The 17567-nt window shown below is 39.4% G+C and carries 11 protein-coding genes; 2 read left to right on the top strand and 9 right to left on the bottom strand.

The window, feature by feature from the left end; translation table 11 throughout:
- Nucleotides 1–842: 842 nt before the first annotated feature.
- On the bottom strand, nucleotides 843–1151 hold the full coding sequence (locus ACVYAD_RS08925; protein WP_197139853.1) for a metal-sulfur cluster assembly factor: 309 nt from the start codon (nucleotides 1149–1151) through the stop codon (nucleotides 843–845).
- A gap of 53 nt (nucleotides 1152–1204) precedes the next feature.
- On the bottom strand, nucleotides 1205–1969 hold the full coding sequence (locus ACVYAD_RS08920; RefSeq protein ID WP_476425928.1) for a prolyl oligopeptidase family serine peptidase: 765 nt from the start codon (nucleotides 1967–1969) through the stop codon (nucleotides 1205–1207).
- Nucleotides 1970–2090: 121 nt separating this feature from the next.
- On the opposite strand from ACVYAD_RS08920, the gene ACVYAD_RS08915 reads away from it, so the two are divergent.
- Both ACVYAD_RS08915 and ACVYAD_RS08910 read left to right on the top strand, forming a co-directional pair.
- Nucleotides 2091–2900: a Cof-type HAD-IIB family hydrolase gene (locus ACVYAD_RS08915; protein ID WP_476425926.1), complete on the top strand. Its 810-nt coding sequence runs from the start codon at nucleotides 2091–2093 to the stop codon at nucleotides 2898–2900.
- Between the two features lie 354 nt (nucleotides 2901–3254).
- Nucleotides 3255–4112 (top strand): DegV family protein, encoded by an 858-nt coding sequence (locus tag ACVYAD_RS08910; protein WP_349659105.1) that lies wholly within the window; start codon nucleotides 3255–3257, stop codon nucleotides 4110–4112.
- 59 nt (nucleotides 4113–4171) lie between these two features.
- Here ACVYAD_RS08910 and ACVYAD_RS08905 read toward each other — a convergent pair whose 3' ends face one another.
- From ACVYAD_RS08905 to ACVYAD_RS08875, 7 genes are all read right to left on the bottom strand, one after another.
- Nucleotides 4172–5641 carry an alpha-amylase family glycosyl hydrolase gene (locus ACVYAD_RS08905; protein ID WP_476425925.1) on the bottom strand — a complete coding sequence of 490 codons (1470 nt, stop codon included), beginning with the start codon at nucleotides 5639–5641 and terminating at the stop codon, nucleotides 4172–4174.
- Between the two features lie 220 nt (nucleotides 5642–5861).
- A complete protein-coding gene (locus tag ACVYAD_RS08900; RefSeq protein ID WP_349659098.1) occupies nucleotides 5862–6230 on the bottom strand; it encodes a YisL family protein in 369 nt (122 codons plus the stop codon).
- A gap of 406 nt (nucleotides 6231–6636) precedes the next feature.
- Entirely contained in the window at nucleotides 6637–7539 is a 903-nt protein-coding gene (locus tag ACVYAD_RS08895; RefSeq protein WP_079559548.1) for a fumarylacetoacetate hydrolase family protein, read from the bottom strand.
- A gap of 598 nt (nucleotides 7540–8137) precedes the next feature.
- Complete coding sequence (locus ACVYAD_RS08890) at nucleotides 8138–9304, bottom strand: DUF418 domain-containing protein (protein ID WP_476425923.1); 1167 nt, start codon at nucleotides 9302–9304, stop codon at nucleotides 8138–8140.
- A gap of 98 nt (nucleotides 9305–9402) precedes the next feature.
- Nucleotides 9403–13125 (bottom strand): helicase-exonuclease AddAB subunit AddA, encoded by a 3723-nt coding sequence (addA, locus tag ACVYAD_RS08885; RefSeq protein ID WP_476425921.1) that lies wholly within the window; start codon nucleotides 13123–13125, stop codon nucleotides 9403–9405.
- A 1-nt stretch (nucleotide 13126) separates the two neighbouring features.
- On the bottom strand, nucleotides 13127–16636 hold the full coding sequence (gene addB, locus ACVYAD_RS08880) for a helicase-exonuclease AddAB subunit AddB (RefSeq protein ID WP_476425919.1): 3510 nt from the start codon (nucleotides 16634–16636) through the stop codon (nucleotides 13127–13129).
- 304 nt (nucleotides 16637–16940) lie between these two features.
- Nucleotides 16941–17564, bottom strand: a complete 624-nt coding sequence (locus ACVYAD_RS08875) for a TVP38/TMEM64 family protein (RefSeq protein ID WP_349661218.1) — start codon at nucleotides 17562–17564, stop codon at nucleotides 16941–16943.
- Nucleotides 17565–17567: the final 3 nt, after the last annotated feature.

Genomic DNA, 17567 nt, shown 5'->3' with positions numbered 1-17567 from the left:
GCTTTCCTGTGGGCGAGCGTCGAGCCGCTTCCTTCGCTCCGCTCAGTCCAGGGTCTCGCCTGTCTCGCTTTTCCACGGGAGTCGAGTAGCCTTCCACTCCAATCAGCGATAGCGTAGAACTTTTATAAATTTTATATGTATTTCAAAATTGGACACTATGACGACGCATCATAATTGAACAACTTATAGCAATAACGCGATTGTATATCTTCGTTTTCCGCAGACAAACCCTTTTGCTAAAGTAGTGTTTTTGTTCATTGGAAGCTGGATGTCGATAAAAATGAATAGAAGGGTGATGAAAAGTGAAAGTTTATCGATAAAATTTAAAAGTTTGGCGATAATTCCAGAAAGTGTTTCGATAAAACTAAAAAGTTGGAATCATTTTGTTAAAACGTATGCTATGTGAATCAATTGATTGGAGTGGAGACTGGGCGACTCCTTGGGGATCAGCAATAGAGGAACTGAGGCTAAAAGCATCACATCCTGTGATAACGCCTCCGTGACCAACATCGTGTTGGCCCGAGACCCTGGAGCGAGCACCGCGAGTGAAGCGGCTCATCGGACGCCCCCAGGAAGCTTTGCTCTGTGCGAAAGCGTAGTGCTAACGTAGCGGCAGCAAATGTTTTATCTGTGCGAAAGCGTAGCGACAGCAACAACAGATGTTTTCTGTAGCGAAAGCAAAGCGGCAGCTACAAAGCGCCCAATCGGAACGGAAATCAACCACTCATTTTGCCAAAGAACCCTTTATATAACACCATAATTTTTTGACACAATAGTTTTAAACAGCAAAAATCCCCGCTTAGAGTTATAAGCAGGGATTTTTTATTGTGCATTAAGCAGAGTTAGCGTACACCTAATGCCATTTTTGCATAGCGTGACATTCTATCTTTTGACCAAGGTGGATTCCATACAATATTTACATTTGTACTTTTTACCTCTGGAAGCTCACCTAATGCTGTATTCACTTGATCAACAATAACAGGTCCCATTGGGCAGCCCATAGACGTTAACGTCATTGTAACGGTTGCTGCGCCCTCTTCATCTAACTCTACATCATATACTAAACCTAAGTTGACGATATCAATACCAAGCTCAGGGTCAATTACATTTTCTAATGCACCGAACATGCTGTCTTTCATATCTTGATCCATCTGTATTTCTCCTTTCGTCACAGTGTTAACTTAATCATAGCAGATGCATCTTATTATGCCAAATGCTGTGCAAGCCATTCAGTTGCTGCTAACATACCATCACGTGAGACAGCATGACCAGCTTTCTTATTAGCTAAAAATTTCAAGTTTTCTGGATTCGTTTCATAATATTTACGTAAAGTTAAATAAAAATCATATGTTTCCTTGAAAGGTACAGTTTTATCTAATTCCCCATGCCAAAATAGGACAGGTCGTTCTGCAAATTTGTCTGGTGTTAGGCTCACATCATATTTAGCTAGAAGCTCATTCGTTTGTTGTACTTCTTCTTCAGACATTGGCAAATTCACACCTTTTTTTGCGAATTGCTGTAATTGATACTCCGCTAATTTAGTGAAACTTGGTGCACCCATACAAACTGCTGCTGTCTTGATCCAATCATAGCGCTTTAAACAGCCTGATGTGACAATACCACCCATTGATGTACCAGAAATGCCAATTTTATCATTCAGTAATAATTTTTTATTCTTTAATTCATTATATAATTGTTCCACTTCATGAATAGAATTTAAAACAATATCCCAAAAATGTAAGCTCAATTGCATCTCAGTCAGGCCTTCACTACGGTCGCCATGTAATTTTGCATCTGGCAATAGGACACGCACCCCTCTGCCTACTAATTGATATGCATAATGTAAGTTATGTTCTTTTGCACTCGTGAAACCATGTAAAAAAATTACTACCGGGGTTTCTTCATTCATATTTTCCGTATGTATATGTAATAAAGGAATATTTCCCCACAATTCTTTCTCAACAATCATCTTTGTCACTCCCAACATTTGTCTCATCTTTATGTTAGCAAACTTTTTTCACTGTGACAAAATTTTGACGAATGGTTTACAAAACGATACTATTCAAATTATAAGAAAGGGGCAAAAAGCTATGAAACCGCATTTAATCGTTTTGGACTTAGATGGTACGTTATTAACGGATCAACAACAAATTTCAGCAAAAACTAAAAAAACATTATTGCAGGCAAAGGAGCAAGGCCATCAAGTTATGATTGCTACCGGTCGTCCTTATCGTGCGAGTGATCTTTATTATCACGAACTTGGCCTTACAACGCCCATCGTAAATTTTAATGGTGCTTACGTCCACCATCCTAAAAATGCTGCTTGGCAGACTAAGCATACTCCTATTGATTTAAGCGTAGTACATGATGTCGTCAATTCCATCAATAGCTATGAATATGAAAATATTATAGCGGAGGTTAAGGACGATATTTATGTTCATACAGAGAACTCACGGATTTTAAATATATTCAATATGGGGAATCCTAAAATTACTCATGGGAATCTCTATACCCATTTACTCGATAACCCTACTAGTTTGCTGATTCAAGCGGATGATGTGAATTCAATGATTATTCGTGACCATTTACAGGCTGTCCATGCAGAAGTCATTGAACATCGTCGTTGGGGTGCCCCACTTCACATTATTGAAATTGTTCGCCGTGGCTTAAATAAAGCAGTAGGGATTGCTCATGTAGCACAGGATTTAGGTATCCCACGCGAGCGTATTATTGCATTCGGTGACGAGGACAATGATTTAGAAATGATTGAATATGCCGGTATCGGTGTCGCAATGGGCAATGGCATCCCTGCTTTAAAAAACATTGCCAACGAAATTACGACAACCAATAATGACGATGGCATCGCTAAAATGCTTATCGAGCGTTTGAAACTATCTTAGTTAAATAAAAACACCCTATTTTTGGATCATCACCATAAGTTGTGGATGTCATTCATTAAAATGTAAGCCATCTATGAAAGGTGCGCGAAGTACGCCCAGTCGGACGGAAATCAACCACACGTTATGGTGATGAGCCCTTTTTTCACTTTAACTTTCGAGTTAACAATACACTGAGTTGCAATTATACTGAAACACGATATGATAATATATCTATATAAAATTTTATTAGGAAGTAGTTTCGAGAAATATAGAGTGGAAATTGAAAACTCGACACGTGTTCACCTGTTATGTAGTATAGGTATTTGTAAACTTCTCATATAGAGTTAAAAGAATAATAAATTAGGGGGACAAATGATGAAAATTTTTACTGATAGTGGCTGTGATCTACCAAAGTCTTACTACGAAGAAAACAATATTGAACTTCTTCCACTACGAGTGCAATTAAACAATAATGAATATGATGATGTCATTTCGATTGATTCCAAAGAAATTTACGACGCTATTCGTCAAGGTGCTCGCCCAAAAACATCCCAAGTATCACCAGAGCTATTTCTCAATCATTTCGAAAATCTAGCGAAAAATGAAGAAGAAGGAATCTATATTGCCTTTTCATCGGAATTATCAGGCACCTATAATACCGCTGTCATGATTCGCAATCAAGTACAGGAGCAATATCCATCCCTTAAATTAGCTATTATCGATTCTAAATGTGCTTCACTAGGTTTTGGCCTAGTAGTCGAAGAAGCCGTTCGCCTTCGAAATACAGGTGCTTCACTGGAAGAAATCGAAGCAAAAATTACAGCTCTTACCCCACAGATGGAGCACTTATTTACGGTGGAAGATTTAGATTACCTTGCTAAAGGTGGTCGTGTATCTAAGGCAAGCGCATTTCTTGGGGGGCTCCTAAGCATAAAACCCATCTTAAATGTAGAGGATGGTAAACTTGTCCCGATTGAAAAATCACGCGGACGTAAAAAAGCCATCGCTCGCATGTTAGATTTAATGCAGGCGCGCGGTGAAAATTTCTCTGAAAAAGTTGTTGGTATTAGCCATAGTGATGATGTGGAATTTGCCAACGAAGTAAAGGCTTCTATCCAAGAAAGATTTTCACCAAAAGCTATTCAAGTAACAATGATTGGTTCAGCTATCGGCTCACACGTAGGACCAGGTACAATTGCCATCTTCTTTACAAATAAAAGCTATCAAGCTTAACAAAAATCCCCTCCGCACTGAAAAGTGTTAAGGGGATTTTTCATTTTATCCTACTGGGATTAATTTAGAGCATCTTGCTCTTTACGTCGTACTTTACCTCGTCTAATAATAACAACTACAAATCCTATGAATATTAACCATACTAATCCTAGTGCTACCATATAAGGTACATTTAATCCTTCATCATTTCTAACTTGATAAATCTCTACCATTTCGCGATTTAAAATAACTGGATATACGTCTTTTTCATTAATACGAACTTTTTCTTCATGTATAATACCGTTTAGCATTTTACCTTCACCAAGCTGAGCAGGTGTTAAATCAACGCGTTGTGTTTCACTAGTATTATTAACCATGATGACCCATTTTTCTTTATCGGACGTACGTGTAAATACAAGTAGGCCATTTTCATTTGTGAGAACTTCAAAATCACCATTTCGTAATGTCTCAGATTTATTACGTAAAGATTGGACATTTTTAATATAGTCGATTAATTCTGTATCAGTTTTAAAGTTATATATTTGGTGCGTATCTGGCTTTTTTTCACCGTTCATTGCGATTTCTGTACCATATTGTACAACTGGAATTCCTGGCATCATAAATAAAGCACCCATCGCCATTTTCAAACGCGTTGGTGGGAACATATTTTCTGTTGCAGAATCAAATGTAAATCGATGCGTTTCTAGCGAATCAATCATAATCTGAGTTGGTTTCTTACCTGTAATAGGCTCCATCAACTTAGTAGAATCCATATCAACATTTTTAAAGATATTACGGTAAATATCAGCTGAAGCTTTAGAAAAGCTTGCATCAAAGTTTGCATCACTTTCTTCATTTGAAATGACATAAAGTGATTTTTTCGTATCTTTTAATGCTTTAATTACTGCATTGATAAACTCTGTATCAGCACCAGCAATATTTGTTAAACGCACTCCACCAACATCGTATGTAGAGATAAAGTCTGTTGCTGATTTAACAAGTGCGTCTTGTACGTCTTTGTTTGTTAAGTCCCACTGTACTTGTCCATTATTTGTTGAAGCAATCCAGTCCTTTTTCGCTGAATCTTTTGCCCACTCATGATTCGGACTTACATTGTTTAATGGAAAATCAACCATGATCGATACGTTTTTAGCTTTATAGGCCTCAATGACACTTTGAAACTCCTCAGCTGTCCCAAAATGACGCTCAATTGAAGAGTAGCTCGTCGGCATCGATCCATCATATTTCTCAGTGGCAAAAATCGGGCCAATAGAAGCGATTGTAAAGCCCATCTCTCCGATAAATTTTAGTTTATCCTGTAAACCTGCAAAATCGCCTCCTGCAAATTTAGTAGCGTCTTGCGTATTTGTATCAAAATCGTTAGTGCCCGAACCATTAAAGAAACGGTCAACGAGTAAATCATAGATGCTTTCTTCAGCAATCGTTCTTGTCGGCGCTTCATCAGCATGTGCAACTGGTGTAGCACTCACTAATGAAGTTGCTAGTAAAAGCGATGCAGCTGTCGCACTTATCCACTTTTTGAATTTCACTTTAATTCCCTCTCTTTCAAACCAATCCTCCGTCATTTTACCAAATAAAATAGTCCCCTTGCTATCATTTCAAAATATTTTCCGAAAATGACAAAATGAATTACGGCAAAAAGGTGTCAACTTCTCCTTCAAATACAATTTATCGACTTGATCGTGGGACCTAAACAATTTCTCCTTCAAAAAAAAGCCGTGAAGCGAGAACTTCACGACTTTTACAAAATTATGCTAAGAAATTTTGACCCATTGGTAATTTGAAACCTAGGAACAATGTAATCAATAAGAACACTGCAAACAAAATCCAAAACATACCAGTTGGTTTGTTTTTCTTTTGACGAACTAATACCATTTCCATCATACCAATGACTAAAATACCACCTATAAATTTAAAGCCATAGAGCATACCCATACCATAATCCATGCCTTTAATAAATAGTGCTCCACCAGTAATGATAATTAAAATGTAGAATAAACGTAATGTCATATGTAAGCCTTTTGACTGCTTGCCCATTAATGCCGCAATTAAAAAGATTACGATTGCAACTACCCAAGTAGTAATATGCAAATGCGTTTGGCTAGTTAAGAAACTCATTATTGTCCCACCTCATATTCTTTTTTCTATCAAACTCTATCCTACCATGTGATGGAAAGGGTTTCAAACATTACAATAGTGTTCATATAATATACATCAATTTTACCTCGATATCATTGCATCCGGAGGCTTTAGGCCAACAAATGTCTTTTGCGCGAAAGCAAAGCGACAGCAGCACATGTTTCTTGCGCGAAAGCGAAGCGACAGCAGCACATGTTTCTTGCGCGAAAGCGAAGCGACAGCAGCACATGTTTCTTGCGCGAAAGCGAAGCGACAGCAGCACAGATGTTGGTCACACAGTCGTTACCACAGGTCTTGATGTTCTTAGAGGGTTCCTCTATTTCAACGGATGTTTGGACACCCAAATTAAAAATCCGCGGAGGTAAACTCACGCGGATTTTAAAAATTATTCAAAATGATTCACTAAAGTACCGATGCCTTGGATAGATACTTTTACAGTATCACCAGCTTTTAAGAATTGTGGCGGATTCATGCCTTTACCAACACCCGCTGGAGTCCCTGTTAAAATAACGTCACCTGGCTCTAATGTAACATGCTGAGATAAAATCGATACTAATGATTCTACAGTGAACATCATATCTTTTGTTGAGCCGTTTTGACGTACTTCGTCGTTCACTTTTGTAACGACTGTTAAATCTTGTGGATTCGGAATCTCATCTTTTGTTACAAGGTAAGGTCCAAGTGGACAAGTTCCATCCAAGCTTTTTCCTAAGAAGAATTGCTTATGTTTTTCTTGTAAATCACGAGCTGTTAGATCATTGGCAATCGTATAGCCAAATACATAATCGTATGCTAAGTTTTTCGGAATATTTTTACCACGTTTACCAATGACAACCGCTAATTCGCCTTCATAATCCATTTTAGATGAAAGATCGGCATGAATAGAAATTGTTTGGCCATCAGCAGCAATAGCAGTCGGAGATTTTGTAAATACCATTAAATCTGTCGGAGCTGCTTCTGCACCCATTTCTTTAGCATGTTCATCATAGTTTTTCCCAATACACATAATGTTTTTTGGTGTGCGTGGAATCGGTGATAACCACTCGATCACTGTAAATTCGCGTTTGAAACTATTAGCACGGTCTGATTTTTCAGCGGCTTCTACTAATTTACGAATCTGTTCAACAAAATCAAAGCCTAGAGCAATGCCATCTACAATTGAACTTGAAAAAGAAGGGAGAACTTGAAGTTCATTTTGAATAGCGAGTACATCCCATACTGCTTCTTCTTTTTTTACTTTTGGTCCAAAGCTTACATGTCCACCTAATTTAAATGATAAAATTTTCATGATTTTCAGAGCTCCTTCTTTTTTTTACATAATACAACAAAATTATAGAAATTGCCTTACTTTTAAGAAAACTATTTTTATTCATAATAATTTGTAGGCACTTCACCATAACGTGTGGTTGATTTCCGTTCCGACTGGGCGCTTGTAGCTGCCGCTTTGCTTTCGCTACAGAAAACATTTGTTGTTGCTGTCGCTTCGCTTTCGCACAGTTAAAACAATTGTTGCTGTCGCTTCGCTTTCGCACAGTTAAAACAATTGTTGCTGTCGCTTCGCTTTCGCACAGTTAAAACATTTGTTGCTGCCGCTACGCTGCAGGGTCTCGGGCCAACAGATGTTTTTTGCGCGAAAGCATAGTGCTAACGAAGCGGCAGCGGCACCGATGTTGGTCACGAAGGCGTTATCACAGGAATGTGATGCTTTTAGTCTTCGTTCCTCGATCGCTGATCCCCAAGGAGTCGCCCATCCTCCACTACAATCAACTAACATACTTTATAACAAATGCTATCTCTACTTTTGATAATAAGCCAAATCACGATTAATTATGCTTATTATACAAGACGTATTAAGTAACTATATGTTGCCGGCACGTTGAAAACAATTAACTTACTTTAGTTTTCGTCTTATACGTTAACTTGCGCCATAAAGCCTCTAACGGACCTTGTTGCCATTTCGCTAGCCAAATTTCTGCCACAATCATTTGTACAATAATAATGCTTACCGCAATTAGCACGCCTGTTGCGACGTTTACTTTTCCATACAAGCCAAATCCAAATTGATAAAACAGACATGTTCCAATGACCGATTGAAGTATGTACATTGTAAACGACATGCGCCCTATTTTCGCAAAAGGACTAAGCAATTTTGGTACAACTGGGAGTAAACAAAGTAAAACAATGAGCCCCGTATAGCCTACTGCTAAAATTGGACCACCTATGTATACTTTCAAGTAGTCTAATAAATACGTACGCGTAAACATGATCGGTGAGCTTTTAATAAAAATACCAATTGCTAACCCAGCTACTGCTAATGCCAGCCATAGCCATTTAAGTTCTCTCGCTCGTTCTACTAAACGCCATTTAGAGGCTGCGGCACCAATTAACATAAATGGTAGAATTGTAAATAATGCCACAAACCACATGCCGATTCCTGCCTGAAACGATAAATCAGTTAGACGTTGCATAAATGCATCAACCCAACTCCCTGTTCCATAAGCAGTTATCGCCTGCTCTACTGAAGTAATATCTAAATACTCATCAATCTTTGTATTAAAATTAATATATCCTACTACAAATAACATAAAAGCTTGCATGACGCCGCTAATCATAATGCCCATTGACAATAACCAAATTGGATGTAGACGTAGTAAGAGCACTAAAAAAACGCCGCAAAATGCATACACCATCAAAATGTCGCCCCACCAAATGAGCACAGCATGTAGCAAACCAAATACAAATAATACAGAAAGTCTTCGAAGTCCTATCGCATAAAAATTTTGTTCACGACTTTGTGCTTTCCGCCATTGCATAGCGAGTCCGTAGCCAAATAACATGGCGAACAGTGGATAAAAGCTACTTTGTACATAAATATCTAAATTTTGCTGCCACACAATATCTGACGGTGTTGTAAACCATGATGCCAAATCAATATAGGGCATTGGCAAATAAAAGGCAAACATATTAACGAGTAAAATGCCTAGTAAGCTAATACCACGTAAAATATCTAATGTTGCGATGCGCTCCTGCAACATTGTCGGTTTTAACTCCACAAAAATGCCTCCTCTATGTATATGGCGAAAACAGGACTCTCTAACACGCTTCCCTTATATGAAACTACCTCAGATAGCCCTGTTTTCACCGCTTTCACTTATGCATGTAAAGCCCGTTCAATATCAAATAAATAGAGAACCTTATCACTCACTTTAATTTGAAGGATCGATTCTATCGCCTCACTATACACTCTAAGCTGGACACCATATCGTTCTAAAAGTTCTTTCGTTAATGCTGGTTCCTCAGCAAAATGTGATTGGATACGATCGGTCTTATAATCCAGTAAGATCCATTCACCGTTTTCATCCTTAAATAAGCAATCAATAATTCCTTGTACAATTTGAGCGTCGCCATCTTCATCTACTCGACTAATCGTAAATGGCAATTCTCTGCGAATTGTTTTTGCTTTTTTAAAGCGTTGTCCAATGTCTGTTGTAAAGAAATTATATATTTTTTTCGACGGAACAACTTTCCCCTCAGCCTCGGTCAGAAGCTGTCTATTCACTAAATTAGTGACAAACTCCTGAACCTCCTGTACGTCCGTAAAGCCGTTTTGAGGGACGTGTTGCATTACTGTATGAACCGCTGTCCCTATTTCTGCACCTGTCAGCTGCTTGTCCTGTAAAAAGGTTGGACGGGGTGCAACGGTCGTCGATTTTTGCTTAGAAGGTGCTGAAAAGTAATACTCAGGCTCTTCCTGTCTCTGAAGATTTTCTAAGCGCTTAATTTCACTTACAGATGTTTTTGAACGTTTTTGTGTTGATTTCTGAAACGCATACTGTGCTTGAAAGCGCATCGTAATTTCCGACTCCAAAGCTTCGTCCTCGGGCGTTTCTAGCAATTGCTGTACCTCGTCCTCTAACGCCTGTATATCATACGCATAATGGCTTGTTTCAATAGCTCGTACCCACCAATGCGATACATCATCTGCCGCCTTATAAGGGGAAGCAGCAATGGCTGAAAAATCTGCATGTCTTGCTACTGCAGGCCCAAGCCAATCAAAGTAACTATTTGCTCTAGCTCGTAAATACTCCTGTAAAGGGGCATCTAACGGCAAGCTTTGTGCATCCAGCCAATTGTCGCGGGTTTTATCCCAATTTTTTACCGAGCCTACTAAAATCAGTCGCTCCTTTGCACGCGTCATCGCTACGTATAATACACGCATTTCCTCAGCACGCATTTCAAGCTCTTTCTTCTCCTTCAAAGCTAAAAATGGTAGAGATGTATACGTAATACGATTTTCTGGATCAATTGCCTTCACTGCAAGACCAAAATCTTGATCGAATAAATAAGGGTTATGGAAATCCATTTTATTAAACGGTCTCCCCATCCCTGCCACAAAGACAACTGGGTACTCTAACCCTTTGGAAGAGTGAATGGTCACAAGGCGAACAACGTCATCCTTTTCTCCAATCGATTTCGCCGTCCCTAAATCATCGCCACGTGTACGCATACGATCAATAAAACGCAAAAAGCGAAATAGTCCTCGAAAGGCTGTTTTCTCATACATTAAAGCACGGTCGTGTAAAATGCGTAAATTGGCCTGACGCTGCTTTCCATTCGGCATCGCTCCAACCATCTCATAATAATGCGTATCTAAATAAATTTTCCAAATTAAATCTGACAGCGAACCACGTCGCGCTAAATCTCGCCAGTTTTCAAATGCTAGCATAAATCGTTGAAGCTTCACAAAAGTGTCAGACTGAACACCATGCCCCTCACTTCGAATGAATTGCCTTAATGCATCATAAAACGGCGCTTTCGTATCTGCTAGTCGAATTTTTGCTAGCTCATTTTCTGTTAAGCCAACAAATGGAGCACGTAGCACTGAAGCTAAAGGAATATCCTGATATGGATTATCAACAACCTTTAGTACATTCAGCATAATCATCACTTCAAGCGCATCAAAATATCCTTTTGAGGACTCCGCATAGAGCGGGATTCCGGCAAGCTTAAATTCCTCTACTAAATCTGTTGACCATGTCATTGAACGCATTAAAATGACAATATCACTATATTTTAACGGACGTTCTTTCTTAGTTTTTGTATCGAATACGGTTGTCCCGTCCTCCATCATTTGTCGAATACGCTCAATAATAAAACGTGCCTCATACTGTGATTTTTTTAATTCCTCTAATTCAGAAGCGTCGCTTACAGTATCTTCTGCTTCTACTTCTTCCTCCAACTCTTCTTCCCCGGGAGGATGCATGATGACTAGCTCTACTGGAACTTCTTTGTCATCATAGGGCGCTGCTGGCTTTAGTGAAGCATTTTCATCATAAAGAATTTCTCCAACTCGCTCACCCATAATTTGTGCAAATACATAGTTTGTAGCGTTCAACACTTCTTGTCGACTACGGAAGTTAGCGTTTAAATCTATACGCATCCCCGTCAAATCTGGCGTCTCTAGAAACTCGCTATACTTTCGCATAAAAAGCTTCGGTTCTGCTAAACGGAAACGGTAAATACTTTGTTTGACGTCCCCAACCATAAAAAGATTTCCATCTTGCTCACTACCCGTTTTCACAAGCTGTAATATAGTTTCTTGTAACATATTTGTATCTTGATATTCGTCCACAAGCACTTCTTTAAAATGTTGCTTTAAATCTAGAGCAACAGGTGAAGGCTGTAATTCACCTTCGACTTCTACAGTTAAAATTTGTAAGGCGAAATGTTCTAAATCTGAGAAATCAATAATTCCTCGTTCTAATTTCGCGATGCGGAACTGTTCACTAAAAACATTCGTCAATTCGACCAATGTTCCTATCGTAGGCCCCATTAATCGAATCTCTTCCAGCAATCGTGCAGGAGTACGAACGAAGAAAGTCTCTTTAAGCTTGTTTACAATTTTTTTAGCTGCCTCACGCTTTTTCTTAGCAAGCTCTTGTAGCTCCACATCTACTAAAGCATCTTTGGATACACGCTTTAACGTTGACCACTTTACGGTAGTAAAATAATCAAAGAGTTCTTGCCATGTTCCTTCACGACTAATGCGAATGCCTTCCTGAATCATAGCAAAATCCATTTCTGCAGTTTCAGCATATGGTCCAGGTCCAGCAGGCTGTAGCGTAATGGCACGCATTTCAGAAATTAACACAAATGCCTCTTCAAGACTATGCTTGACTGTTAATTTCACGTATTTTGATAGCTCTAAATCATCAATTGTTACGTCCGCTGCTAATTCGTATGTCTCTGGTAGACTACGAAGCCATTTTTGAGGCTCTGCATGAACACGGGACGTATCATAAAGCTTGCTTATTAAAGTTTCTATTGCCTGATCATCACGATCCGATGTAAAGCTATCAACAAGACGATAGATTGCTTGAACCTGTGCTTCATCCTCAGAATCGTAAGCATCTTCTAATACTTCGGCTAATATATCGTCCCTTAACAAAGCAACCTCTGCCTCATTTGCTATACGAAAGCCTGGATCAATATCTAGCATATAGGCGTACTGCTTCACAATAGCTAAGCAGAAAGAATGCAGCGTTGAAATTTGCGCTTTATTGACAAGGCTTAGCTGGCGTCGCAAATGGTTAGAAGTTGGATTTTCTGCAATAGCCTTTTCAAGTGCCTCCGCCATACGGTGACGCATCTCAGCAGCGGATGCATTTGTAAATGTTACGACAAGTAACTCGTCGACATTGATGGGATCCTCTGTCGCTACTACCTTTTCAATCATTCGATTAATGAGAACTGCCGTTTTACCAGAGCCTGCCGCAGCCGATACAAGTGTATCCTGGCCGCTTGCATAGATTGCCTTCCACTGGTCGTCAGTCCATGTCACTTCCGCTGGCTTTTCAGGTATTTTTTGTACCAACTTACTTCATCTCCTTCCGAATTATTTCAACGATATCATTCGGTTTTGCTTGCTGTAACTGACGGTAGCTTTGCTTACCATCAGATGGGTCAAATTGACAAACAGCTGTAAATTGACAGTAGTCACAGGCTGTTTTTGATTTCAGTTTATACGGACTAATGGAAGTATCCCCAGCTAAAATTCCGTTACCCGCCTCCTGATGCTTGCGCCGTACAAAATGCTGTAGATTTTTCATATCATTAACAGGTACAATCCGTGACTGAGATTCTGATGGTGTCCCATCTTTTTTCATATAGACAGGAATAATTTTTGAATGTCCACTCGATTCCTCTAATTGCTCGTCCATCGATAAAATGGCTTCCGCATTTTCTGACAAAAGACCTTTCATTTTATACTGTTTTAAACGGTCTTCCTCTATTTCGCTGTCACTTAAATCCTTATCAAGCTTTAGCATTGGATTGTGGACATGTACATAAAGAACCCCTGCTGGTTCCGCTTCACCTGGTAGCCAGTAAGAGGAATTTTCCATCGCTACATCTAAATACGTTAGTACCTGAAGTGACAATCCGTAGTAAACCTCATTCAAATCTAAATCACGGGCTGATGATTTATAATCGACGATCCGTAAATAAGAGCGGTCATCAATAGACGCACTATCCACCCTATCAATACGACCTCGCATTAACATTTTCTTACCACCTGTTAAATCAATTTCAAGCGGTGGAAGCTGTTCATTTTGGCCCGGTCCAAATGATGCTTCAATGGCAATTGGCTTAAAATGAGATACATTTGCATGCTGTGTAAGTGCAGTCATTGTTCGCTCAACAATCCGAATAAGCTTACGTTGAATGTAGCGATAACGTGCGCTTGACAGTAAGATTTGATGTGAAAACACCGGCACAATTTGCTCAACAGCTTGTCGTGCTAATTGTTTAATTTGCTGCTTTGTTAAACGTATCCATGAAAGTTGCAGACGATGTGTCTCCTCAGTAATCCATTTCAATGCCTCATGGAATAAGTCGCCCATTGCGAATGTTTCTAGCCTGTACTCTGCCCGCTCTTCTAGACGAAGCCCATACGTTGTAAAATGCGAAAATGGACAACGGAAGTATTTCTCAACTCGAGACACACTAGAAGTTAGCTTTTGACCATATAATTCTTGCGTAATGTAGTTTTCTAAAGGCTCTGCCTCATTTTTATGAGTAATTGGATGTAAAACTCGATCATAAACAAGTGCCCAATAAGGGTCCTGTTTATAAAATTTTTGTAATGCTACCCACTCTGGCGCAAGCTCGCGGCTATGTTCAGCTTGGCGTTTTTGCACCATTAAATGTGCTAAAGCTGTCCGAGGATGACGTATATACGGTAAAGCATTTTCATCCAGTAATTCAATTGGATCAATGACCACTCGTTCGACCTTGACACCACTCAGAAGACCAGCCGTTTTATCATTGCCGATAATTTTCTTAATATAGAGTGAAGACAATAGAGCCTTCCCCTCTTCATCTGCCGTTGAATAGGACATATATAATTTATCGGATGGTGTCGTTAAAGCACGATATAACAAGAAATTTTCCTGCAGCAATCGATTTTTAGATGTTGGCGCAAGCTCATAACCAATTTGACTAAACCACTCACGCTCAGTATCTGACAGCAATCCCTCGTACTCCATACGGGTTGGATAGACCCCATCATTCATCCCTAAAACAAAAGCGACTTTTATATTGGATAAACGAGCTAAATCAACGTTCGCAACCATGACCTCATCTAATGTAGGAGGGATACGCGAAAATTCTAAAGTGTCAAAGCCCTCATCTAAAATTTTAGCCGCTTCCTCCACAGACATCTCCTGCTCACCAAACATATAAACAAACTGATCGAGCACTGCAATCCATTCTTTCCAAGCTTGATCATGCTCACTTGCAGCTAATGCATCACCTCGATCAAGTTCACGGTCTTTCATTGCTTGAAGCTTTTCATAAACATTCAAATTCTCAATCAGCTCAAATAAAGCTGTCGCAACATCTCTGCCTGTTGTCGCTACCTTCAGCTTGTCCTGCAATAATTGGAGCGGTTGACGAACTTCATTGCGAACGGCCTCGATTTCTGCTTGCATAGCACGTTCTTCGTCCGTCTGTACGCGTGAATGGAATTCAAGTCCACGATACTTTTTGAAAAACCAGCGAGCTTCCTCAAACCAGCGCTCGCCAAAGATACCCTGTGCTAAACAGTAATTTTCTAAACGATCCGCCCGCTCTCGCCAAACATTTAAATCAGCATGTAACGGGAAAAATAGATCTGTTTTTACACTTCGAAAAACCGGTTCATATTTCCAGTCAGAAGTAATAACCTCTAAAGCCGAACGACTAAGCTCAATTAAAGGATGATGCAGCATCGTCTTTTTCGAATTTGTAAAAATGGGAATTTCATATTGCTGAAAAATAGTTGTAATAAGCGGATCATAAACTTCCGCTTGTCTATAAAGAAGTACGATATCTTGATAACGATACCCCGTCTCCCTTGTCAACTTTGTTATTTCCCGGGCAATGGCATGGATCTCCGCACGTCGATTAGATGCTTCAAGTACCATTACATCACCTGATGTTTCTTTCGTTTGAGGCACCAGATCAGCAAACCCTTTTTCCATATGCTGTAAATCTCCGGATTGAAAACGATGCGTATAATAGAAGTGCAATGGTGCTTCTACCTCAACGCCTTCTTCATAGGCAATATCGTGTAAACGTTGGTTCGTAGAAGCGGCTTCATGAAATAAAGATTGCTCATCATACACTTCCTCAATATGGTCAAAAGGAAGAACTACCGTTACCTGCTTCGTCACCTTTAATAACTCTTTTACAAGCTCTAGTTCCCTTACAGTAAATGCTGTAAAACCATCTATATAAATAGACGCCTGCTTCATCGTCTCAGAGTATTTCAGATGCTCCGTCAAAATCGGATAATACCCCTCACTATCGACATACGTCGTGCCCAACCGTTCCTCCAAAGCTTGTAAAACGACTTGCAAATCATTCGCCTTCGCTTGCAATGTATTAGGTGCATCTATGGCCTTCAAAGATGCTGATACTTCAGCTAACACCGAACTATTTACACTATAACGACTAAACTCTCGTAATAGCGTTTCAATTTCTTCCGTAAAGCCTCGTTTCCCAGCTGCTTGTCGAAATAACGAAAACTCACTTTTTTGTTCCTCTAAAAGTTTACGAATCAGCATTCGATAGCCATAGCCATTTACTTCTTTTCGAGCAATACCACCCGTTTCCTGTAACACTAGCCACGCCAATCGTTTAAATGTCATAACCTGCGCACGAATTAAGCCTTGCAAGCCATGCTTATTCGTCAGCTCATACTCTGTTGAGTACGACATTTGGTCGGGGACAATCACAAAAATTGGATGACCTAACGGATCCGATTTTAGTTGTTCAACAATCTCTTGATGAATAAATGTTGATTTACCTGTTCCTGAACGTCCTGATACGATACGCAATGTCATATACATTCCCCCTCCTATTAATGATCTATTTAAAAAAAGTGATAGTTGTTACGGATCATCTTGGTTTGTTGTTTTACCTGAGCGGTTTTCGCATCGACCCGATCACTTTGCTACTCTAACTAAAATATTTTATCTAAGCGCTACTCAATGCTTTTCGCGCATTGCCTATCATTTTGGAAAAATCAATTTCGCCTTGGCGTAATTGAAGTTGTCGCACAAAAACTATTTACTGCATAAAGATAAAAACCCCTTCTCTCATTTTACATGATAAAAGGGGCAAGATGTGCATATTCAACTTTCAACGTTAATGATTTTTCGTCAATTTTCGCGCTTGTTTTAAATCTTTCTCTACACGCGCGTTTAATCGCTTCTCCATAAACTTGCCGATCCACCAAAGCAGGACAATCGCAACTGCCGCAATAATTAATCTTACAGGGCTTGTTAGGAGCGCTTTTAAATCGTAACCGAGCACGCTCATTGCTAAGATCATAACGAACTTCCCAGCCATTAACACTACTAAATAAAACTTTTTATGAATATGAGATAATCCCGCTACTATGTTTACAATGACTGATGGTGTAAAAGGAAAACAAAGTAAGACGAACAGGGGACTAATGCCATTCATATCTACCCATTTTATTAGTTGCTGTACTTTTTTACTACCTGTGACAAAACGAAGCTTTGGATGCTTGCCAAACTTTCGGACAAGCAAAAATAATGCATATGACCCTGCTACAGATCCTAGCCAGGATAATAAAAATCCAAACCATAAACCGAATGCACTCGCATTAGCAACAACGAACACGACTAAAGGTAAAAAGGGTAAAAACGCTTCTATAAAAGGTAATAATAAACCAATGATTGGACCGAACGTTCGGTATTGTGCCGCAATCTGTTCAATATTTTCTACAGTAAACCATTCACTCAAAAT

The organism is Lysinibacillus sp. G1-3 (genome assembly GCF_056322905.1).
Note: the sequence above shows the minus strand (reverse complement) of the source record. Positions and strands in the feature narration are given on the sequence as shown.

Excerpts from the sequence above, each read along its gene's own strand:
- ACVYAD_RS08925 (WP_197139853.1), bottom strand. The coding sequence starts at position 1,151 with ATGGATCAAGATATGAAAGACAGCATGTTCGGTGCATTAGAAAATGTA.
- ACVYAD_RS08920 (WP_476425928.1), bottom strand. The coding sequence starts at position 1,969 with ATGATTGTTGAGAAAGAATTGTGGGGAAATATTCCTTTATTACATATA.
- ACVYAD_RS08915 (WP_476425926.1), top strand. The coding sequence starts at position 2,091 with ATGAAACCGCATTTAATCGTTTTGGACTTAGATGGTACGTTATTAACG.
- ACVYAD_RS08910 (WP_349659105.1), top strand. The coding sequence starts at position 3,255 with ATGAAAATTTTTACTGATAGTGGCTGTGATCTACCAAAGTCTTACTAC.
- ACVYAD_RS08900 (WP_349659098.1), bottom strand. The coding sequence starts at position 6,230 with ATGAGTTTCTTAACTAGCCAAACGCATTTGCATATTACTACTTGGGTA.
- ACVYAD_RS08895 (WP_079559548.1), bottom strand. The coding sequence starts at position 7,539 with ATGAAAATTTTATCATTTAAATTAGGTGGACATGTAAGCTTTGGACCA.
- addB (WP_476425919.1), bottom strand. The coding sequence starts at position 16,636 with ATGACATTGCGTATCGTATCAGGACGTTCAGGAACAGGTAAATCAACA.